At 29.2% G+C, this 21,132-nt stretch carries 21 protein-coding genes, 2 pseudogenes and 1 other annotated feature; of the genes and pseudogenes, 22 read left to right on the top strand and 1 reads right to left on the bottom strand.

The features are described 5' to 3' along the window. The first annotated feature begins 184 nt into the window (after nucleotides 1–184). The 13 genes and pseudogenes from KEC93_RS16520 to KEC93_RS16470 all read left to right on the top strand — a co-directional run bounded on the left by KEC93_RS16520 (nucleotide 185) and on the right by KEC93_RS16470 (nucleotide 6,150). Entirely contained in the window at nucleotides 185–676 is a 492-nt protein-coding gene (locus tag KEC93_RS16520) for a GNAT family N-acetyltransferase (RefSeq protein ID WP_077869326.1), read from the top strand. A gap of 56 nt (nucleotides 677–732) precedes the next feature. Beyond that, nucleotides 733–1,086, top strand: coding sequence for a pyridoxamine 5'-phosphate oxidase family protein (locus KEC93_RS16515; RefSeq protein WP_238893216.1), 354 nt, complete (start codon nucleotides 733–735; stop codon nucleotides 1,084–1,086). After that, nucleotides 1,074–1,202 (top strand): hypothetical protein, encoded by a 129-nt coding sequence (locus KEC93_RS26740; protein ID WP_274597750.1) that lies wholly within the window; start codon nucleotides 1,074–1,076, stop codon nucleotides 1,200–1,202. The genes KEC93_RS16515 and KEC93_RS26740 overlap by 13 nt, the downstream gene beginning before the upstream one ends. Before the next feature lie 170 nt (nucleotides 1,203–1,372). Then, a complete protein-coding gene (locus KEC93_RS16510; protein WP_077869325.1) occupies nucleotides 1,373–1,729 on the top strand; it encodes a RidA family protein in 357 nt (118 codons plus the stop codon). A gap of 91 nt (nucleotides 1,730–1,820) precedes the next feature. After that, nucleotides 1,821–2,003 (top strand): NUDIX hydrolase, encoded by a 183-nt coding sequence (locus KEC93_RS16505; protein WP_077869324.1) that lies wholly within the window; start codon nucleotides 1,821–1,823, stop codon nucleotides 2,001–2,003. 7 nt (nucleotides 2,004–2,010) lie between these two features. Beyond that, entirely contained in the window at nucleotides 2,011–2,199 is a 189-nt protein-coding gene (locus KEC93_RS16500; protein ID WP_077869323.1) for an NUDIX hydrolase, read from the top strand. A 423-nt stretch (nucleotides 2,200–2,622) separates the two neighbouring features. Continuing rightward, nucleotides 2,623–3,946 (top strand): annotated as a pseudogene (locus KEC93_RS16495) (IS1380 family transposase). Nucleotides 3,947–4,141: 195 nt separating this feature from the next. After that, nucleotides 4,142–4,366 (top strand): hypothetical protein, encoded by a 225-nt coding sequence (locus KEC93_RS16490; protein ID WP_012059407.1) that lies wholly within the window; start codon nucleotides 4,142–4,144, stop codon nucleotides 4,364–4,366. 243 nt (nucleotides 4,367–4,609) lie between these two features. Further along, entirely contained in the window at nucleotides 4,610–4,822 is a 213-nt protein-coding gene (locus KEC93_RS16485) for a hypothetical protein (protein WP_026887875.1), read from the top strand. Between the two features lie 158 nt (nucleotides 4,823–4,980). Beyond that, a complete protein-coding gene (locus tag KEC93_RS16480) occupies nucleotides 4,981–5,307 on the top strand; it encodes a hypothetical protein (protein WP_077868773.1) in 327 nt (108 codons plus the stop codon). Between the two features lie 116 nt (nucleotides 5,308–5,423). Continuing rightward, nucleotides 5,424–5,560: pseudogene (locus KEC93_RS26910) on the top strand (IS1595 family transposase); the annotation flags it as partial. Nucleotides 5,561–5,685: 125 nt separating this feature from the next. Further along, the gene (locus KEC93_RS16475) at nucleotides 5,686–5,862 is read left to right on the top strand and encodes a hypothetical protein (RefSeq protein ID WP_172462696.1); all 177 of its coding nucleotides are present in this window, start codon (nucleotides 5,686–5,688) and stop codon (nucleotides 5,860–5,862) included. Nucleotides 5,863–5,943: 81 nt separating this feature from the next. Next, a complete protein-coding gene (locus KEC93_RS16470) occupies nucleotides 5,944–6,150 on the top strand; it encodes a hypothetical protein (protein ID WP_077868772.1) in 207 nt (68 codons plus the stop codon). Between the two features lie 473 nt (nucleotides 6,151–6,623). Here KEC93_RS16470 and KEC93_RS16465 read toward each other — a convergent pair whose 3' ends face one another. Continuing rightward, the gene (locus KEC93_RS16465) at nucleotides 6,624–7,580 is read right to left on the bottom strand and encodes a LysR family transcriptional regulator (protein ID WP_077868771.1); all 957 of its coding nucleotides are present in this window, start codon (nucleotides 7,578–7,580) and stop codon (nucleotides 6,624–6,626) included. 168 nt (nucleotides 7,581–7,748) lie between these two features. Here KEC93_RS16465 and KEC93_RS16460 point away from each other — a divergent pair, with 168 nt between their 5' ends. The 9 genes from KEC93_RS16460 to thrS all read left to right on the top strand — a co-directional run bounded on the left by KEC93_RS16460 (nucleotide 7,749) and on the right by thrS (nucleotide 20,666). Then, complete coding sequence (locus tag KEC93_RS16460) at nucleotides 7,749–9,209, top strand: aspartate ammonia-lyase (RefSeq protein WP_077310109.1); 1,461 nt, start codon at nucleotides 7,749–7,751, stop codon at nucleotides 9,207–9,209. Nucleotides 9,210–10,024: 815 nt separating this feature from the next. Beyond that, nucleotides 10,025–11,290 carry a cation:dicarboxylate symporter family transporter gene (locus KEC93_RS16455; RefSeq protein WP_039768229.1) on the top strand — a complete coding sequence of 422 codons (1,266 nt, stop codon included), beginning with the start codon at nucleotides 10,025–10,027 and terminating at the stop codon, nucleotides 11,288–11,290. 1,208 nt (nucleotides 11,291–12,498) lie between these two features. Continuing rightward, on the top strand, nucleotides 12,499–12,621 hold the full coding sequence (locus tag KEC93_RS16450; protein ID WP_206154756.1) for a winged helix-turn-helix transcriptional regulator: 123 nt from the start codon (nucleotides 12,499–12,501) through the stop codon (nucleotides 12,619–12,621). An 85-nt stretch (nucleotides 12,622–12,706) separates the two neighbouring features. After that, nucleotides 12,707–13,270 (top strand): nitroreductase family protein, encoded by a 564-nt coding sequence (locus KEC93_RS16445; protein ID WP_023973812.1) that lies wholly within the window; start codon nucleotides 12,707–12,709, stop codon nucleotides 13,268–13,270. A gap of 225 nt (nucleotides 13,271–13,495) precedes the next feature. Next, nucleotides 13,496–14,392, top strand: coding sequence for a GNAT family N-acetyltransferase (locus tag KEC93_RS16440; RefSeq protein WP_039773536.1), 897 nt, complete (start codon nucleotides 13,496–13,498; stop codon nucleotides 14,390–14,392). 50 nt (nucleotides 14,393–14,442) lie between these two features. Next, nucleotides 14,443–14,727 (top strand): hypothetical protein, encoded by a 285-nt coding sequence (locus KEC93_RS16435; RefSeq protein WP_039773538.1) that lies wholly within the window; start codon nucleotides 14,443–14,445, stop codon nucleotides 14,725–14,727. A gap of 325 nt (nucleotides 14,728–15,052) precedes the next feature. Beyond that, complete coding sequence (locus KEC93_RS16430) at nucleotides 15,053–16,195, top strand: leucine-rich repeat domain-containing protein (protein WP_039773539.1); 1,143 nt, start codon at nucleotides 15,053–15,055, stop codon at nucleotides 16,193–16,195. 430 nt (nucleotides 16,196–16,625) lie between these two features. Further along, nucleotides 16,626–17,540 (top strand): class I SAM-dependent methyltransferase, encoded by a 915-nt coding sequence (locus KEC93_RS16425; protein ID WP_039773541.1) that lies wholly within the window; start codon nucleotides 16,626–16,628, stop codon nucleotides 17,538–17,540. An 845-nt stretch (nucleotides 17,541–18,385) separates the two neighbouring features. Next, nucleotides 18,386–18,616 (top strand) — a binding site (T-box leader). 142 nt (nucleotides 18,617–18,758) lie between these two features. Further along, the gene (gene thrS / locus KEC93_RS16420) at nucleotides 18,759–20,666 is read left to right on the top strand and encodes a threonine--tRNA ligase (RefSeq protein ID WP_077868770.1); all 1,908 of its coding nucleotides are present in this window, start codon (nucleotides 18,759–18,761) and stop codon (nucleotides 20,664–20,666) included. Nucleotides 20,667–21,132 lie beyond the last annotated feature (466 nt).

The raw sequence follows: 21,132 nt of genomic DNA, 5'->3' as shown, positions 1-21,132 counted from the left end.
AGATCGGTACAATTCATAGGCATAATTGTTAATGGTTTTGTTAAATTTTTCAAGAAACTATTTTAAAAGAAGTAAGTGTTAGTATTGATATTTTTCATAATCAGAGATGTAAGGATATTGAAGTTAAGTAAAATAATATATGCGTAATTAAATAGCGAAATAAATGTTTGAGAAGGAAAATATTATGGAGTTAAGCAAATTGATATATAAAAGAGCGGATATACAAAATGTTGATATTATGTTAGAAATTATACATAGGTGCATGAAAGAAGTGAATTATATAGATTATAATGAGAGTGAATTTCAAAAATATTTAGGTACATTTACTGCAAATTGGCTAAAAAACATTATTGAAACAAGACATTATTATGAAGTTTGGTATAATAACAAGATTATTGCTTGTGGAGGAGTAAGTAGAGATTATAGTCAAGAAAAACAAAGCTATTTTACTGCTATATTCGTAAATCCAGATTATAGGGGGAAAGGTATAGGAAGAGACCTTGTACATCATCTTGAACTTGATGAATGGTGTCTTGATAGCAATTTAATTGAAATTCCATCTTCCAAAAGTTCTCATAGATTTTATAATAAGCTTGGTTATGAGTATAAAACATTTCCACCAGTATTTAATAAAAATGATGGTTCAACTATTATGTATAAATATAAGAAAATATAACAGGACATACCTGCAATTAAAGTTAGGAGCAATAATCTATAAAGGAGAGAGTGAAAATGACTGCATACGAAAATAGTTTAAATATTCTAGAAGTGTTATTTGGAAAAGATTATCAATTTGCTTTAGCAACATCAAATGATAATATTCCATCTGTTAGGTTTGTGGATACTTTTTATGATAATGGTGTATTTTATATTGTTTCTTATGCAAAATCGCAAAAAGTACAAGAGATCGAGAAGGATAATAAAATCTCAATGTGTAATAAATTATATCATTTTACTGGAATTGCTCATAATATTGGTCATCCATTATTAGAAAAAAATTATGGGATTAGAGAAATATTAATAAAGGCATTTGAACCCTGGTATTTAAACATAATAACGAAAATGATGAAAATATGTGCTATGTAAAAATAGAATTGAAAAACGGTTTCTTTTATAAAGATGGAACTGGATATAAAGTTGATTTTGAAAATAGACAAGCTGAGGAATTTCCATTTACATTTCATATAGTAACAGTTGATTGATTTACTCTTAGATGAGGCATAATTTGTCATGGTTTCTTTATGAAAGTAATTGAAAAAGAACTAAATGTATCATAAAACATAATAATAAATTTATGGGAACCAATAGTGTTTGTTTAACTAAAAGATAAATAGGAATTTGTAACGAAAATAAAATATGAGGAGAATGTTAAATGAGAGAAATTATAAGAACAGAAATAGACGAAGAATGGGCACACTCTGCGATTGTTGAGGCAGGAAATCATGTTTATATCAGCTATTGCATGAAGAATGAGGGGCAATCAATAGAAAACCAAATAAATGGTGCATTTGATGTTTTGAGTGAAAGACTTGAAAAGATAGGCTTGACATTGAAAGCTGTAGTGCAAATGGATTGCTTATTTAGAGATATTAAAGATTTATCGTTTTTAGGAGAAATAATTAAGGAGAGATTTGAAGGAAAATATCCAGCAAGAAAGGCATGTGAAACAAAGTTTATTAGAGATGGAATTGACTTTCAGATTGATGCAGTAGCTTTCAGAGAGAATTAAATAAATTCAAAATTATCTTTTAGTTACTTCGAAACTGAAGAGCATTATGAATTAGACATCTAAAGAATTGTTAAGGGTAGTGTGAAAATATATGGATGAATACATAAAAAAGTTAAGAAAGCATATTGGTAATTCACCATTACTTCTTGTAGCAGCTGGAGCTATAATCCATAAAAATAGAAAAATATTATTACAGAGAAGAGCAGACAGTGGTAACTGGGCAATAACATGGAGGAGTTCTAGAATTAGGAGAAACAGTAGAGGAAACAGTTAAACGTGAATTGAATGAAGAAATAGGTATAAATCCAATCAAATTAAAATTTTATAAGGTTTTTTCAGGAGAAGATATGCATACAGTATATCCAAATGGTGACCAAGTATATTATATTAATGTGATTTTTCTATGTGATGAATACGAAGGGGAATTAAAACAGGATAATTTTGTTTATTCGTTGCAATTACAAGTATAATATTTTTTAATATGAAGGGTATCTATTCAGGAGTACCAGGGGTGTTTCTACCATATATGATATTTGCAACGCTAGAGACCATAAACAATAAATAATAGATATAGTGCTTTTACATTGGAATGATATGGACTAGAGTTGCTAAAAATATGAAAAATAATTGATTGAAATGCTTTATTGCTTAGAAGTGAATTTTCGGTATTTTTATTCCTCAATTTAAAAAAACGTAATAGTAAATTATCGTGAAATAAAGATTATTTATCCTGAATTATTCATAAAATTATATGAAACATGCTTTGCATGGCTCGTTAAGCTGTTCTTAACAAATTCAAAACTTCACTTATTAAGTGAAAAAATATAGAAAAATAGACTCAAATTTGTTATGGTTAATTTGCGAAAAAAAACAATTAACAAAGGAGAGTCTATATGGGTAGTTTATTAGAAAAATCTTTGAATTTCAAGAGAAATGTAAAAATTAATTTTGATGGTGGAAATTTAACATCAGATTCTGGTCTTATTTTATATAGTGAATTTGATGAAAGAATAGGTTTTTCAAGAACTGTAAAAGATGTTTTTTATGTTAATGATGGAATTAATCATAGAGAACATACAAACGAAGAGATATTACTACAAAAAGTTTATCAAAGAATAGCTGGCTATACAACCGACGATAATTCAGATGAATTAAGATATGATCCAGCGCTTACTACAATTTTAGATAAAAATGCACTAGCTTCACAGCCTACAATTTCACGTTTTAATAACAATCTCGATAAAGAAAACTTAAGACAATTTAATAAAATAAATGAGTTGGTTTTGGATAAAGTATACTCAATTGATATGCCAAATCAAATAATTTTGGATATTGATTCTACTAATTTTGAAACTTATGGTAATCAATATGGTTCAGCATACAATTCACATTATTCAGCAAATGGATATCATCCACTATTAGTTTTTGATGGACTAACAGGTGATTTATTAAAGGCAGAGTTGCGTTCTGGAAATGTTTATACATCAAGAAAAACAGTGGCTTTTATTGGTCCATTATTAAAAAGGTATTCAAATAAATATATTTGTACAGACCTATACATTCGTGGCGATAGCGGTTTTGCTATACCTTGGACTTTATGAAATTGCAGAAGAACATGATGCTAAATATGCAATAAGATTAAAAGCAAATGCAACATTGTATAAGTATTCTGAAGAATTTACTACAAGAATGGAGATATTATGCAAAAGAAATATCTATGACCATTATACTATATATGGTGAATTTGTATATAAAGCAAAGAAATGGACTAAAGAACGTAGAGTTGTTGTGAAATTAGAAAAGAAAGAAGGTCAAATGTGTATAGATTATACTTTTGTTGTGACTAACATGACCAGCCATCCAGAAGCTGTAATAAAATTTTATTGTAATAGAGGAACAATGGAGAATTTTATTAAAGAAGGCAAAAACGGCTTCGCTTTCGATAAAATGAGTAGTTCATCTTTTATCGCAAATGCTAATAAGCTTCAAGAGATGGTTTTAGCATACAATTTAAACAATTGGATGAGAAGATTATGTTTTACAAATTCAATGAAATCTCTAAGAATAGAAACAATACGAATGAAAATAATTAAAGTAGCTGGTAAACTTGTAAAGAGTAGTAGATACTTAAAATTCAAACTCTGTAGTTCATGTGCTTATCAAAATGAGTTTTGGCATATTTTAAAAAATATCAATTCACTGCCGTTATTAAATTGATTCAGATTACAATTTAATATGTAAGATATGGTTAAAACCTAAAGTCCGTAGCGAAGCTGTACGTATATTTAGAAAAATAATTAAAAATTAAGAAAAGAAATAGCTAATAGCATGAAAAACTAACTTTCTTATGTTATTAACTATATCTATGAATAATTCAGGTTTATATAATGGAAATATGGGGAGAATGAAATTATGAATGAAAAGGATAAAGAAAATAAAAATACAGAGATTGATGATGAAAACAATGAAAGTTCAGAAGAAAAAGGAGAAGATAATTATTTGGCATTAGGTATGTGCCTAGGGATTTGTCTTGGGATGACCGTAGGCCAGTTGCTTTTTAAAAATATTGGTACTGGCATGTGCATTGGTATGAGTTTGGGATTAGCGATTGGTTCAAGCGTAAAAAAGAAAAAATAATTGTATTTATGTATAGATTATGGACATGGTGTGTAGTTGAAATAATGAATAATTTTATTATTAAACGTAATAGTAAATTATTATGTATTAATTATAAACGTATATGAGGGGGAGATGTAAATAAAAAAATCAAAAATTATAATTAAAATAGTAATAATGACACTGACCCTTATTATTTTGTCTGCATCATTCTCAAATCGTGTGATATATGGTACTTGGAATATATTTAGCTATCCTAATAGGATGTATTTCGATGAATACCGCTATGATATTGGAATAGTTGTAACATTACTAGATTATGAAAAGCCTCAATATGAAGTTTCTAGAAATATTGATAAACTTACAGGTAAAAGAATTTATAGCAAAGAAAAAAACTTTATTGGAAACGGAAAAGTAGTTTATTTGCATTTAGATGGCGATAGATATCTTGCTTTTGCATCTGGCGGTGGTGGGTGATATACATTAAATGCTATAATAAGTGCTTCGTATTCTTAAATTGTGTATTAGTTAATGAGAATAATGTTCTTTGAAAATTTAGCAATGTGGTTTTTACAATTTGTGTTATAATTAATTAATAATAGTAATTTATTTTGAAGCATTTATGGGGGATAATTATGGAAATGTTGAAACATTCTAAGGTTGGAATTATATCTTTTTTGGTGGCACTCATGCCAATTATTTATGCTGTAATAATAACAGTTGAGGACATATTGTTCCCTATAAATTCAGGTTATAATATGCGCTTACCTACTTCGATTATGATCAGTATGTTTGTTATAGCTCTTATTGGCCTTATACTTGGAATTATTGCAATTGCTCAGAAAGGATATAAAAAGATTTTACCAATATGTTCAGTAATAATCAGCTTATTAATTTTATCAATACCAATTATTCTTTTAGTAAAAGCTAGTATTGATATATCAAATATGAAAGCTACTTAATAAGATAAGTTTAGTATTATGCTTACAAGTATTAATAAATAGTAAATTGAAATACCTACATCATTTTATTTTAGAGACAAAATTCAGAGCATATATGGGTGTTTGAAGTGTGTTCGAAATGGCCTAAAGTATTTTGTATAGACAAAGAGATAATAAAGACTAAAAGCTTTATAGTTCAAAGTAATGTAGCGAACTCATATATCAGAATGAAAGACTTAAAAATAGAGAGCCGATGTATTCATGGTATGTGTAATATTCTGTAAAAGAGATTTTTACAAAATATGTTATAATAGTAAGCGATGATGTAATACTTAGAATTTATGAGTATTGCACTAGTATAAATAATTACGAACACATATGGTTGAGAGGGGAATCTTTATGATCTTAGAACATAGATTAAGGAAATCAATTTTATTTACTATTGCATTTGGTGCAATTTCTGGCGTCATTTTAGGAATTACCAAAATAGAAATGCCCATTTGGGGATATGCAATTTTGGGCGGAACTTTAGTATCAATACTGACTGGTATACATATTTGCAGCAATAGAAAATAAACAGTACCAATTTTGCTATAAGACGTAACAGTAAATTTTTATGTAACATAGTAAATAGAGCGAATTATAGGAGGAAATTAAATGAGTAAAAAAAATTATGTGAATATATTGACAGTTATACTAACCTTTATAATCGTTCACATTATTTATAACTTAACAGGATTTCATTATAATTTTTCTGAAGTAATATTAAATTTAAAATTATTAATTGATTTGGGATTATGGTTGCTAATATACGTACCAGTTAATATGATTCTTGATAAAATATTATTGTCCAAAGGAAAATGATTTAATAAAGGTCACAGTCATTATAATAAAATAAAAGATACAAGTTCACAATTTTCTTATATTTAGTATTATAGGTGGACAATCTTACCCATAATTTTTTGGGGTATATTTCAACATTACATTAAAATACAGCCCAAATAAAAATACCAACCTTTCAATTTTAGAAAAGTTGGTGTTTTCATTTTCTAAAAGCTTTTAAATGAACTACCAGATATAGATATCCAATCTAAGAATTACACTTATGGATTGAAATATATGCTATATCAGAAAGGACAGGTACTCTTTTGCGCAGTGTTACATTAGAGAATATGTTGTAGGAATTTCTTCATTAGAAGTTGTTCCATTTTGCTTGTCACGAGCTTGCCTCGGGAGCATGATGAAATGGTGCAATTTCTGATGTTAGAAATCCTCAACTTATTCTCAGTAACCGGAACAACAGAGTACGTATCCTTTCGGTAATTTATCTCATAATTCTAAGTTATATCCTCATTAATTTCAGGTATAGCCATTTTTAAGAACTCCTCCATTGCTCGTGTGAAGTATTTTCCCTTTTTGGTGTAGAAATATACGTTACGGCAAATACTATTTTCATTCAGCTTATAATAGATTACGTTAGGGTCAGGTTTTGTATATCTTATAAGAGTATCACTTAAAAAGCTGATGCCCATTCCATAGCAGGTAAGGTTATATGACGTAACTAACTGATCCAATTTTAAAATTACATTTGGTGAAAAGTTATGATGTTGACATATCTTCTCAGCACGTTTACGTGTATCATTTCCAGATCTTAAAAATAGAAATGGTTCATCTTTAAATAGTTCCAAAGGAACACTAGGTGTAGATGAATCAAGATGTTTATTATCTATTATGTCATGAGCAGTTAATTGATAATTTATGGTTTTACTATTAACTTCAAATTTCTTTGGAACAGCTAAAAGCAAGTTTTCATTACAGTACTTATGTCTAGAATATATATTTTCGTTAAACTCATAATTATCTATAACAAGATCTAAAGCACCAGAGAAGAGTTGCTGCTCTAAAAGTGCAGTATTAGCTTCAACCATATGAATAGAAACAAGTGGGAATTTTTCTCTAAAATCTGTGATTATAGGAGGAAGAATATAAGAAGCAAAAAGATTACTTCCGCCTATGGCTATATTTCCAGTACGTAACTCGTTCATATTGCTTAAGAAATTCTCGAATCCATTTTGAATATCAAGAATCTTTTCTATACATTTTACATACTCCTGTCCACAAGGAGTTAATTGAATTGGATTTGTACTTCGGTCAAACAAAGGAAAACCTACACGCTCTTCTATCTTTTTTATAGTTGCACTAAGGGAAGGTTGAGAAATATACAGGTTTTGAGCGGCTTTTGAAAAACTTTTTTCCTTATTAACCTCATACACATATTCCATACCTTTAAACATAAATAACCTCCACATATAAATAAAAATCTATAATACTTATATCATTATATGTATTTGATTATATTGTAGAGGACACTTATAATTAAGTCAACAGATGAATTAGAAGAATTTGATAATAAACCAATAATTTATACAAGAAGTGCCGATTATAATGTGGGGGCGAAGGTTATGATAAGGGAAATAAAGTTAGAAAATAAAGATATCAATTTCCGTAAGGAGAACGACTCAATTGGAAGCAAGGACATACCTGAAGATGTATATTATGGTGTACAATCTTTGCGTGCTGCTGAAAACTTTAGGATTACTGGATTGTTCATGCATCCAGAAATTATAAATAGTTTAGCATATATAAAGAAAGCAGCTGCTATAACAAATTGTGAAGTTGGAGTTTTAGACAAAAAGATTGCAGATGCAATTGTAAAAGCTTGTGATGAGATATTAAGAGGAAATCTGCATGAATACTTTATTGTTGACCCAATTCAAGGTGGAGCAGGAACTTCACTTAATATGAATGCTAATGAGGTCATAGCCAACCGTGCAATTGAGATACTTGGAGGTAAAAAAGGAGAATATTCTATTGTACATCCAAATGATCATGTAAACTGCGGACAATCTACTAACGATGTTATACCAACTGCAGGAAAAATTACTGCTTTAAAATTATTGGAACATGCTCAAAGTGAGCTATATAGATTACATGATGCATTTTCACAAAAAGCCATAGAATTTGATCACATAATAAAAATGGGAAGAACTCAAATGCAAGATGCAGTACCAATTCGTTTAGGTCAAGAATTTAAAGCTTATTCAGTAGCTATAATGAGAGATGTTAACCGTATGGAAAAAGCTATGGATGAGATGCGAGTTCTTAATATGGGCGGAACTGCAATAGGTACTGGAGTTAATGCAGACGTAAAGTATCTTAAACGAGTTGTTCCAAATCTATCAGAGATTACAGGAATGGACCTTATACAAGCTTTTGATTTAATAGATTCAACACAAAACTTAGATTCCTTTGTAGCAGTATCAGGAGCTGTTAAGGCTTGTGCAGTAACATTATCTAAGATTGCTAATGACTTAAGATTAATGTCTTCTGGACCAAGAACAGGATTTGGAGAAATTAATCTTCCAGCAAAACAAAATGGTTCCTCTATCATGCCGGGAAAAGTTAACCCAGTTATTCCTGAGGTAGTAAACCAAGTGGCATTCAATATTATCGGTAATGATACGACAATCACAATGGCAGCAGAAGGTGGACAATTAGAACTTAATGCATTTGAACCAATTATATTCTATTGTTTATTTCAATCAATTGATACTCTAACTTATGCAGTTCAAACTTTCATAGATAATTGTGTAAAAGGTATTACAGCCAATGAAGAAAGATGCCGTGATTTAGTAGAAAACAGTGTTGGAATAATCACAGCAATTTGCCCGCATGTAGGATATTCAACAGCTGCAAACCTAGCTAAAGAAGCTATAAAAACAGGAACATCTATTAGAACTTTGATATTAGAAGCGGGGCTTTTAAGTGAAGATGAACTAAATGAAATTTTAGATCCATTTAATATGACAGAGCCAGGGATATCAGGAAAGAAATCTATTAGTAACGAATTAAAAACAGTTTAATCTTTCTAGTAAGGTATTTATTAGATAAACATACTTACCAATTTGCTAAAACTTTAAGTTCTCATCTTTGTCAGAAGTTATAAATATTTTCATGGCTTTTCGAAATCACAATATTTATGATCTCGGTGAGATGTATGCATAACTTAACATATTAGTTGGATTATCTATAATATAAAATTTTGTAAATAAGTTTATAATTAAATAGCAAGAAAAATCATTTGGAGTGATATGAGATTCATAATTTTAATCTCATATCACTCCTTATTTTTATGCTCTTGGCACATGGTAAACTCCATATTAATTAATTGACATGAAAAAATTTTTTCTAATTCATATAAAGATGTTTGAAATAGATGCTATATTACAAGAAAGCATCTTGTAATATGTACTTAAGGCACTAAAATAGAGGGTTTAACGTATATTATTTGAGTTGGAATTATAATAAATTTAATTTATAAAAGTCGCACTAACGAATATTTTAATAAGCCTAAACTGGATTTTTTTGATTATTCAGAATTTTAAAAACATAAGAATAAATGATTTTTTGTGTTATAATACATGCGGAAATTGAATTTTCTTGTATAAATTTTCAAAAGTGAGACATTATGTCAGCGCTTGATTATAAAAGCAATAAGAAATTTAGTAAAATAACATTATTTTTTTAATGAAAATCTATTGTTTTTTTATTAAGTATGTTTAAATTTGGAATTTTGTCTTTTTAAATACTTATAAGGTTTTATCAAATATATTCTCTGTAGTAAGTTTTTGAAACGAGAAAATTCTAAGTTGCAGCATTTTAGAAGGGGGATATTAAAATGAAAAAATTAGGATTAGCATTTCAAATTCTTCTAGGGCTTGTGCTAGGTATTGCAATAGGAGCTGCTTTTTATGGCAATCCAGTTGTAGCATCATACTTACAGCCTATTGGAGATATATTCATCAGACTAATCAAAATGATAGTTGTTCCTATAGTATTTTCATCACTTGTTGTTGGTGTTGCTGGTGTAGGCGATATTAAGCAGGTAGGAAAAATAGGAGGAAAAACTATACTGTATTTTGAAATAGTAACTACAGTTGCCATTGTAATAGGACTAGTTGTAGCCAATGTGGCTCATCCAGGAAGTGGAATTAATATTCAACAACTTTCGTCAGTTAGTATCGAAAAATATATGAATACAGCTGAAACTGTATCTAGCCATGGTTTTGCAGATACATTTTTAAATATTGTTCCAACAAATATCTTTGAATCTCTTTCAAAAGGTGATTTACTTGCAGTTATATTCTTTTCAGTTATGTTTGGTTTAGGTGTTGCTGCAATTGGAGAAAAAGGAAAGCCTGTTCTTGCTTTTTGTCAAGGTGTGGCTGATTCAATGTTTTGGGTAACTAATCAAATTATGAAACTTGCACCACTTGGAGTATTTGGATTAATTGGTGTAACAGTTTCTAAATTTGGAGTAGCTTCATTGATTCCATTAGGTAAATTAGTTATTAGTGTTTATGTAGCTATGATTTTCTTCATATTTGTTATATTTGGCTTGATAGGTAAGATGTGTGGTTCAAGCATTATATCACTTATGAAGATTTTAAAAGATGAAATTATCCTCGCGTACACTACAGCAAGTTCTGAAGCAGTTTTACCAAAACTTATGGAGAAGATGGAAAAGTATGGCTGTCCGAAAGCTATTACATCTTTTGTTATTCCAACGGGGTATTCATTTAACTTAGATGGATCTACCTTATATCAGGCGATTGCAGCACTTTTTATCGCGCAAATATATGGGATAAATCTGCCAATTGCTACGCAAATAAATTTAGTATTTGTACTAATGGTTACATCAAAAGGTATGGCTGGAGTTCCAGGGGCATCCTTTGTTGTTTTATTAGCAACCGTTGGTTCTGTAGGTATACCTGTAGAAGGGGTAGCTTTCATTGCAGGAATAGATCGTATTGTTGATATGGCAAGAACTGTTGTTAATATAATTGGAAACTCATTAGCTGTTATCGTTATTTCTAAGTGGGAAGGGAAATATGATACAGAAAAAGGAAAGAAATATTTGAACGTTATCAAAAAAGCAGCTTAATCACATAGAAACATGTGAATCTCAAAAAGCAGAAATAGTGTTATTTCCAAGGACTATGGAAATATTGCTGGAAGTACTAAATTTCAGGTTTCATCACTAATGCTTGCTCCAAATTTCATTGTGACAAGCATTAGTTAAACAACCTACAATTAAGAACTTTTAACTGAAAATTTTTAAAGATAAGTATAGAATATTCTATGCTTATTTTTTTTGAGTTCTGCATGAAAGTAATGTAGATTTATTAATGAAATGCAAGAATTAGCATTTAGTTTTCAAGAATGGTTAGAAAATAAATAAATATATTTAGATAGTCATGTCCTGATTACATTATTTATGGAGTAATAAAAATAAAAAATAGAAGAAATACCGCATTATTCAATAAAAATGAATTTGCGGTATTTTTTTATTTAAGTACTGCACAATACTTAAAATAATAGGTACAAAAAATGCCCCAATAAAGGGGCGTATATGTATGTGATAATTAATATTTGCGGGGTATTTATATTATACGTTAATATATCTTAAATAATACGTAATTAAAATATCATATTCCCACATTAAATGGATTGAAAATGGAGTACTGATCTGATTATGGAGACATTCTTAGTTTATGAGTATTTTATGAAATTATTCATGATAAAAATAATAAAAGCTCCCTAAAAATAGGGAGCTCAAAAAATAATGAACAAAAGTGTAAAGACTTATAAATAAAGAGCAACTAAAAGATCAAAATAACGAGCAAGAGGTTTCCTTTAATTATATGAAGGTTAAATTCATATAATTAAAAATATTAATATAATTTTTAAATAAGTATTCAAACAATTCAATTCAAACTAATATGTTAGTAGTTTGGAAATTTTGAAATTTAAGATGTAAAAGATAATTGACCACTACCAGCTATTATGACTTTATAACCATATTGCATAGGATTTAATACATATTGCAAGGAGTTTGGCTCAAAGCGTATAGATTGTTCCATTTGAGTAGCCACCTTTCACAATTCGAGTGTTATACAAGTAAGCAATTAAATTTATCATGTGGAATTATTAAATAAATATGCATAATGTAGATTTGGTGAAGTAAATAAAATATGTTCTTTGAAAATTGAATAATGTGATATTTAAAAATCTGTTATAATATTTATTAAAGAAAAGAAAGTTTGTTTAATAGATATTATGAAGGTTAAGGTTATGATAAAGAAATAAGATATGCCTGTTTGTGATGTTGCCACAACTGTACAGATATTGGGCAGTAAGTGGAAACTATTAATTATAAGAGATTTGATAGATGGACCAAAGCGAAACAGTGAAGCAATGGGGACATTTGTATAAAGAGCGATTATAGAGACTTTTTTGTGCGTACTGTACATATAAAAAAAGTTTTTATATAATAGTTTGATGAAGGAGCTGATATTATATGAAGACAGTTTTAGAAGTTATAAAAGAAAGAAGATCTATAAGATTTTTTAAAGAAGAACAGATAAAAAAAGAAGAGTTAGAGAAAATTTTAGAGGCTGGTTTATGGGCGCCGTGTGCAGGAAATCTACAAGCGGTAAAATTTGTTGTAGTTCAAGATAAGAGATTAAATGATGAATTGGGAAAGATAAATAGAGAACTTTTCGGAGCTGCAAGGAGAAACGATAAATCAAGTGGAAGTATTGCTGATGATGATAGTATTAAAAGTGCTTTTTATAAAGCTCCTGTAGTAATTTATTTATTCGCACCAGATAATTATCCTTATGCAATTCATGACTGTTGTGTTGCAAGTCAAAATATTATGCTTGAAGCAGCAGAAATAAATATTGGTTCTGTTTGTATTTCAAGAGGAGAAAAAACATTTGAAACTGAATTAGGTAAGAAAAGTAAGGAAAAATGGGGATTAGATAGTACTTATAAATGTCATAGTATCATTCCTCTTGGTTACATATCTAAAAATGGTAAACCACAGTCAAGGAAAGAAAATAGAATTATTTTTGATTAAAAAGATTTATGTATTGTTTAAAATTTAATAACGTATTTAAATATCACATTATCATAGTAATCGATAGATAATGTGATATTTTTATGTACAGTTCTACACAATAGTAGATTGTGTAGTAGACAAATTATAATTTCTCGGTGCATACCCATTTTTGAAAGTCGACTTGACAAAAAAATAAAAACGAGATAATATAGTTGATAATATCAATTAATTTGGAGGCGCGGTATGAATAAAGAGGAAGTAATTAGAAAAGAGATAAGATTAATTGTAAGAGAATTGGGTTTATTAAATTACAATTGCTTTAATTCAGGCTTGACACTTGCACAAGCACACATATTAAACTACCTAAGGCAAAACGGAAAGACTCCTTTTAATGAATTGTTGATAAACCTGGGTATTGATAAGGCTTCACTTAGTAGAATAGTTAGTAATATGGAAGCAAAAAATTACTTAGAATTGAAAAAGTCTGAAAGTGATAAGAGAATGAGAGATATTTGCCTTTTACCATTGGGTTTGACAACTATTAATGATGGGGATTATAAAGCAAATACATTTATGAATGAAATTTTAGATTTAGGAGATAGCGAGGATATAGACAATATTGTTAGGGCATTTAAAGTATTTCGTATTCTTGCATTAAAAAACAATCTTAAAAAGAATGATTCTAGAATTTTGATTGAAAAAATTTCAGAAAATTATATGGATGATGCAATAAAATTAGCAACAGAAGTATTTTTTAATGAGCAGGGTATCCCAGTAGAATCGATTGCAATTGATGCTAATTTAAAACCAATCTGGTGGTGTGCAAGAGTAGGTGAAGACGTTATTGGGGTTGTTGCAACATGGAAAGAAAAAGATAAATGGAAATGGGGAAGATTTGCTATTGATAAGAGACTGCGAGGTTTAGGTCTTGGTCAAAAAATGGCTATCCATTCATTAAAAGAGATTTTTAGACAATATACGGACGAGTTATATATTGAAGCAAGAGAAGTAACCGTAAATATGCTAATAAAATTTGGATGCAAAGTTATTGGAGAAACAGAAGATTTTTATGGCGAGCCCATAACACCAATAGTATTAAATAAAGAATTGTTTGATGAACATTTGAAAAGTTATATCTAACTTATAAAATTATTGGAAATAGAATAAAAATAAGAATAGAGGTGTTTTATATGAAAACAGAAAAAATTATACTTACTCTTGTTTTAGTTGTTATTTGTATTTTGATAACACAGATTTTTCTTGCTATGGCAGTTCTCATGCTTTGTGAAAATAGTAATAGCAGAATAGAAATTTTTGCATATGTTTCAAGTGTGGCGCCTGGAATTATCTTAGGTTTATTTTTAGGTAAGCTATTTGAATTATTAACAGGAAGAAACTTTGGAAAAATGTATTACAGATTCTATTCTTTTGATAAATCTAATAATTTTGATAATGATAATAAAAATGTAGATTAAAATTCAATTAAATTTAGATATATAAATGTGCTTTATTAATGTAGTGATATAGATATTAATTAGTTAGATAAATTCCAATTTATCGTTGAGGTAATTTGTAATGTTCTTATATCATGAATCAATAAAAATAAATAGCAAATTGTAAAATCGTATTATTCAAGAGATTGAATAATACGATTTTTTTTATGTGTTATAACACTAAAATACGTCTTTTATTGATCAATTTTCAATCGTTTGTAGAATAAATAATGAAAATATTGCCATAAATATGATATAATTATATATTGTTCCATTAAATACGATAAATTACATAGGGGGGTAAAGAATGAAAAGTTTGAGACTAATAAAAGTAATAGCGAGTTCATTATGTGTAGCTTCGTTATTAGCACTAAACCCAATAGGAGCGAGTGCAGAGTGGAAGAGCGATCCTAGAGGCTGGTGGTATACAGAAGGAAGTTCATGGGCTACAGGCTGGAGGCTAATTAATTCTAAATGGTATTATTTTGATTCTAAAGGCTACATGGCTAAAGATACAACAATTGATGGGTGTTATCTAAATGAAAGCGGTGCATGGACAGAACTTACAACAAGCGGAAACTTTAAATTTGATAAATCAACTGGAACAATAGTAGAATATACCGGTTCTGATAGCTCAGTCGTGATACCAAATAAAATTGATGGTACTGAGGTAAAACGTATAAGATTTACATCGGCATCTACCTGCAAAAACTTAACAAGCATAACAATACCAGACAGTACAACAGGTATAGAATCTATAGTATGTATGAATTGCAGTAACTTAACACACGTAGATATTCCAAGTAGTGTAAAACGTATAGATAGATATGCATTTAATGGATGTAGTAATTTACAAAGTATAACTATTCCAGATAGTGTGAAAATTATAAATGAATACGCCTTTAGTGGGTGTAAGAGTTTAAAAAGCATAATTATTCCAAATAGTGTGGAGTCTATTGGGCCTCAGTCATTTGCTGGATGTAGTGGTTTAACGACTTTAACCATTCCAAATAGTGTAACAAATATGGGGGATGCTATATTTAGGAATTGTATTAATTTAACAAACATAACAATTCCGGATAGTGTAAAAAGCATAGGCTATAGTGCATTTAGTGGTTGTAGCAGTTTAAGTAGCATAACAATACCAAATGGTATAACAATCATAAACGAGAATGAATTTCAAGGTTGTAGTAGTTTAACAAGCATAGTAATACCAAATGGTGTAACAAGTATACAAAGAAGTGCATTTGAAGGCTGCACAAATTTAACCAGCATAACTATTCCAGATAGTGTAACAAGCATAGCAACTCACCAAAAAATGCCTAATGGTATAGGAATTAATCCATTCTATGATTGTACAAATGCTACATTTTATGTAAAGAGTCAAACATTAAAACAGATTTTAATTAATTCTGGTGTAAGTGCAAGCAAAATCATAGTAAGTGCTTAGCCATAAATAATAAATCAAAAAAATAAATAGTTTTGTAGGGTAGTGCAAAAGCTACTCTATTTTTATAAGTAAAATTTATATCTTACCTTATTTTTTTATGTTTTTTCACAGTAAAGCTGACGCCACTAGATCTCCTTAGTATTTATTCAACAGTCTAATGATAATACAATTAATCCAGAAAAAATTAAACAAATATATTGCAAAAATAATTCTTCATAATAATTCTAAAAATATTAAAGGAATTTTAGCTGTAATTTTGAATTTAGAAAAATATTTTTATATATGAATACATTAAAAAAACGCCACTATAAATGTGACGTTTTGTAAATTGTTTATCTTTACTATATTTATAATACCATAAAACAATAAAAATGTCAATACTTGTAATTTGGTTGGTGAATTGGTATTAATTATTAGAGGTGATAATTTTATGGAACAAAAAAGTATGACTGCATTGATTAGTGCGTTTTCAAGAGCGTATCATTCTGTTAAAAACAAAGAGAAAGTTTTTGATGATTACTTAGCAAAGGATATTCTAACTCAAAATGAATATGAACAAATTTCAAGTAATATGTCAAAAGGAATTAAATTTTTCAACCCATCATTTGATGGTACACAAGATGAAGCGTTACGCTTTATCGTTGACAATCAGTTATCTCCAACTCCAATTGGTAGAGCAGCATTTACAGAAAAATCACTTGAAAATGCCGTAAAAATTGGTGCAAAACAATATTTGATTTTTGCCGCTGGGTATGACACCTTTGCATATCGTCAGCCTGACTGGGCAAGAAATATTCAGATATTTGAACTTGACCATCCTTTAACTGGTGAAGATAAGCAAAAGCGTATTCAAAAAGTAATGAAAGAAATACCTCCGAATTTACACTATATATCTATTGACTTTACAGAAAAGAATTGGGAAAGAAACATAATTAAATGCTCTCAATTTGAGCAAAGTAAAATAAGTTTTTGTAGTTTACTTGGCTTGAATTACTATTTAACTAAGAAAGATTTTGCATATGCAATTAATACTATTTCAACCATTGTGCCGAAAGGTAGTAGCATTGTTTTTGATTATCAAGATGAAAACACATATACTTCTAAGGCAGGCGAAAGAGTTAAAAAGCAAATTGCACTAGCTAATGCAACAAATGAAAAAATGCTTGCAAGTTATTCTTATTTAGAGTTGGAAAAACTATTGTCTGATAGTGATTTCTTAATTTATGAACATTTAACACCAGATGAAATAACGGAGCAGTATTTTAAAAAATATAATCAAGCGAATCCAGAACATCCTATAAGAGCATTTGATAATGTTAATTATTGCTTAGCAGTAAAAAAATAAAAGTGAAATTCAAGAAATAATTAATACGTTATTTTATTGAATTATGCATCAAATCTAAAACACATTATTCTAAACGGATGATGTGTTTTTTTTCAAAAAATAAAAAAGGAGAGAAGCTCATTAGTTGCACCCAAGATGCTAGCCTCAAAGGCAAGTTCTCATATTTTACAAAAGCATAAGTCTTATTTTTAGTTTGGATATGTTTGATAGTTTTTGTAATCAAAATATTTATGATTTTGATAAGTTACTACATAAATTTAGATTTAAAGTGGGCATCTATATAGGGTTCCATATTGATAATAATACATGTCAACTGTTTCAATTTCCTGAATAACAGCGATATTGAAATTTCATAAGTTTGAATATCATTGAGGAACCATATATATAAACAGCTTAAGGATTAAACTCGTTAGATAAATATACTTGCAAATTTGCTGGAACTTTAAGGTCTTATCTTTACCAGAAATTATAAATATATTTGTGGAGAAAACATTTGAAAATGAGCTGTTAAAGGTTCTTAGCGGTAGGTTGTTCCAGTTTAGCTTGTGAAGTGAGAGTCCAAAATTTTATTTTGGGTTCTCGAACTTCCTCAGCGAATGTAATGAGTCGAGCTTCCCTATGAAAGTTGGAGCATGCTAAACTGGATGCAACCTGCTGCTTAGAACCTTCAGCGACATTTTCATAGCTTTTCGGAATCAAAATATTTATAATTTCGGCTTGTATATAACTGAGTTTATGGAAGCAAGAAAATTTTTGTGGTAAAAACTATTTACAAGATACTACAAAAGTGCTAGTATTTATTATTAATAAGAGCAAAGTGCACGTAACTCTTAAAAATTAAATATTTTCAGGCAATGAAAGGGAAAAGTATTATAGAGTACAGTTTTCAGAGAGGAAATGTCACCGACTGTAAGCATTTCTAAATATGACTATGAGAAAAACTACCCTGGAGCTATGGTTTATTAGCAGATTTTGTGAAATGCCATCGGTGAAAATCGTTAAAAATTTTAGAGAAGAATTGAGTTTATTTAATTCAATTTGGGTGGAACCACGGATATTATGCATTCGTCCCAAGGCTTGGGACGGGTGCTTTTTTTGTACAAAAATATATGAATTTAAAAAAGTATGAGACGCAATTTGGAATAAGTTGTGTTATCGATTATTAACCTATAGATATATCTAATGTTATAAAATCTTAAAGAAGGAGGTAACAAGTTTATGATAAATATAAAACTTAAAGATGGATCAATAAAAGAAATTGCAGATGAATCTAGTATTTATGATTTAGCAAATTCAATTAGTAAAAACTTAGCTAAAGTCGCAGTAGTGGGGGAAGTAAATGGGACATTAGTAGATTTAACTTACAAATTAAAAAATAATGATGAGGTAAATATTTTAACTTACGATGATGAAAAAGCAGTTGAAGTTATAAGACATTCTACTTCTCACGTTATGGCTCAAGCAGTTAAAAGAATTTATAAGGATTCAAAGCTTGCTATAGGACCTGCAATAAACAATGGTTTTTATTATGATTTTGATATTGAAAATTCATTATCCAATGAAGATTTAAATAAAATTGAAGCAGAAATGAATAAAATAATAAATGAAAATCTTAGCTTTGAAAGAATCGATATTTCTAGAGACGAAGCAATAAAATTAATGGAGGAAAAGGGAGAAACATATAAAGTAGAACTTATTAAGGATCTTCCTGAAGCTGAAAAGATATCTTTATATAAACAGGGCGATTATATAGACCTTTGCAGAGGGCCTCATATTCCATCAACAAAGTATATTAAGGCATTTAAACTATTAAGCGTTGCTGGAGCATATTGGAGAGGAAATGAAAAAAATAAGATGCTTCAAAGAGTTTATGGAGTTGCATTTTCTAGTAAGAAAGAATTAGAAGTGCATTTGCATAATTTAGAAGAAGCAAAGAAAAGGGATCATAGGAAATTAGGAAAAGAATTAAAATTATTTACTTTTGCAGAAGAAGGTCCAGGATTTCCATTTATGCTTCCTAAAGGAGTAATATTAAAAAATACCCTAATAGATTTTTGGAGAAAATTACATTACGAAGATGGTTATGTTGAAATTGAAACTCCAATAATGCTTAATAAGAAACTATGGGAGACTTCAGGGCATTGGTATCATTATAGAGAAAATATGTATACTTCAACAATTGATGAAGAAGAATTTGCTTTAAAGCCAATGAATTGCCCAGGTGGAATGTTAGTTTATAAATCAGAATCACATTCATATAGAGATTTTCCAATGAGAGTTGGAGAATTAGGACGAGTTCATAGACATGAGCTTTCTGGAGCACTCCATGGTCTTATGAGAGTAAGAGCATTCACACAAGACGATGCACATATATTTATGTTACCAGATCAAATAAAGTCAGAAATAAAAGGCGTTATTAATTTAATTGACAAGGTATATTCAAAATTTGGGTTTAAGTATAATTTAGAACTTTCTACAAGGCCAGAGGATTCAATGGGAAGTGATGAAGAATGGGAATTAGCAGAAAGCTCATTGAAAGGTGCCTTAGATGAATTAAATCTTGAATATAAAATAAATGAGGGTGACGGAGCTTTTTATGGGCCTAAAATAGATTTTCATCTTGAAGATAGCATAGGCAGAACTTGGCAATGTGGAACAATTCAGTTAGATTTTCAATTGCCTCAAAGGTTTGAATTAGAGTATGTAGGTAGTGATGGAGAAAGGCATAGACCAATAGTAATCCATAGAGTAGTATTTGGAAGTATAGAAAGATTTATAGGAATATTAATAGAACATTTTGCTGGAAAGTTTCCAACATGGCTTTCTCCAGTTCAGGTAAAAATACTTCCTATATCAAATAAATTTAATAGCTATTCAGAAAAGATTAAAGATAAATTAAGCTCAGAAGGTATAAGAGTTGAAATTGATCAGAAAGATGAAAAGATAGGTTACAAAATAAGAGAAGCCAGAAATGAAAGGGTTCCTTACATTATTATTGTTGGAGAAAAGGAAGAAGCAGAAAATAATATATCATTACGCAGCAGAAGTAATGGAGATGAGGGAACATTAAATTTAGAAGATTTAATAGAAAGAATAAATAATGAAGTTAAAAATAAAGCTCTATAATTAAGTAGAGATAATACTGAAATATTAAGATATTGAATTTAAGGAATAATTAAAGTAAACATCACTTTAGTTATTCCTTTTAATATTGTATATAGATAACCCAACTATAATCTATACTTATGCGCATACCTCACCGAAATGAGTAATATACTTTTGTTCCAGTTTCTAGGTAATTATGATGGGTGATTCTAAGGCTATAAAGTTGTACCCAAAGTGCTAGCCTCAAAGAACAAGCTTTGAACTAGCACATTTGGAACAACTTATAGCCAAAGAATCACATCCATCAAAATTACCAATGAAACATTCCACAAAAATATATTACCCATTTCTAGTTGGGATATATTTCATAGTATAAATCTAACTTATAATTGGCTTATCTATATAGGGCTCCATATTGATAACAATACATATCAACTGTTTCAATTTCCTGAATAACAGCGATATTGGAATTTCATAAGTTCGAATA

Origin of the sequence: Clostridium beijerinckii, from assembly GCF_018223745.1 — a bacterium.
In the GTDB taxonomy this organism is placed as follows: Bacteria; Bacillota; Clostridia; order Clostridiales; family Clostridiaceae; genus Clostridium; species Clostridium beijerinckii.
The sequence above is the reverse complement of the archived record's forward strand: the minus strand, read 5'-3'. Positions and strand labels throughout refer to the sequence as shown.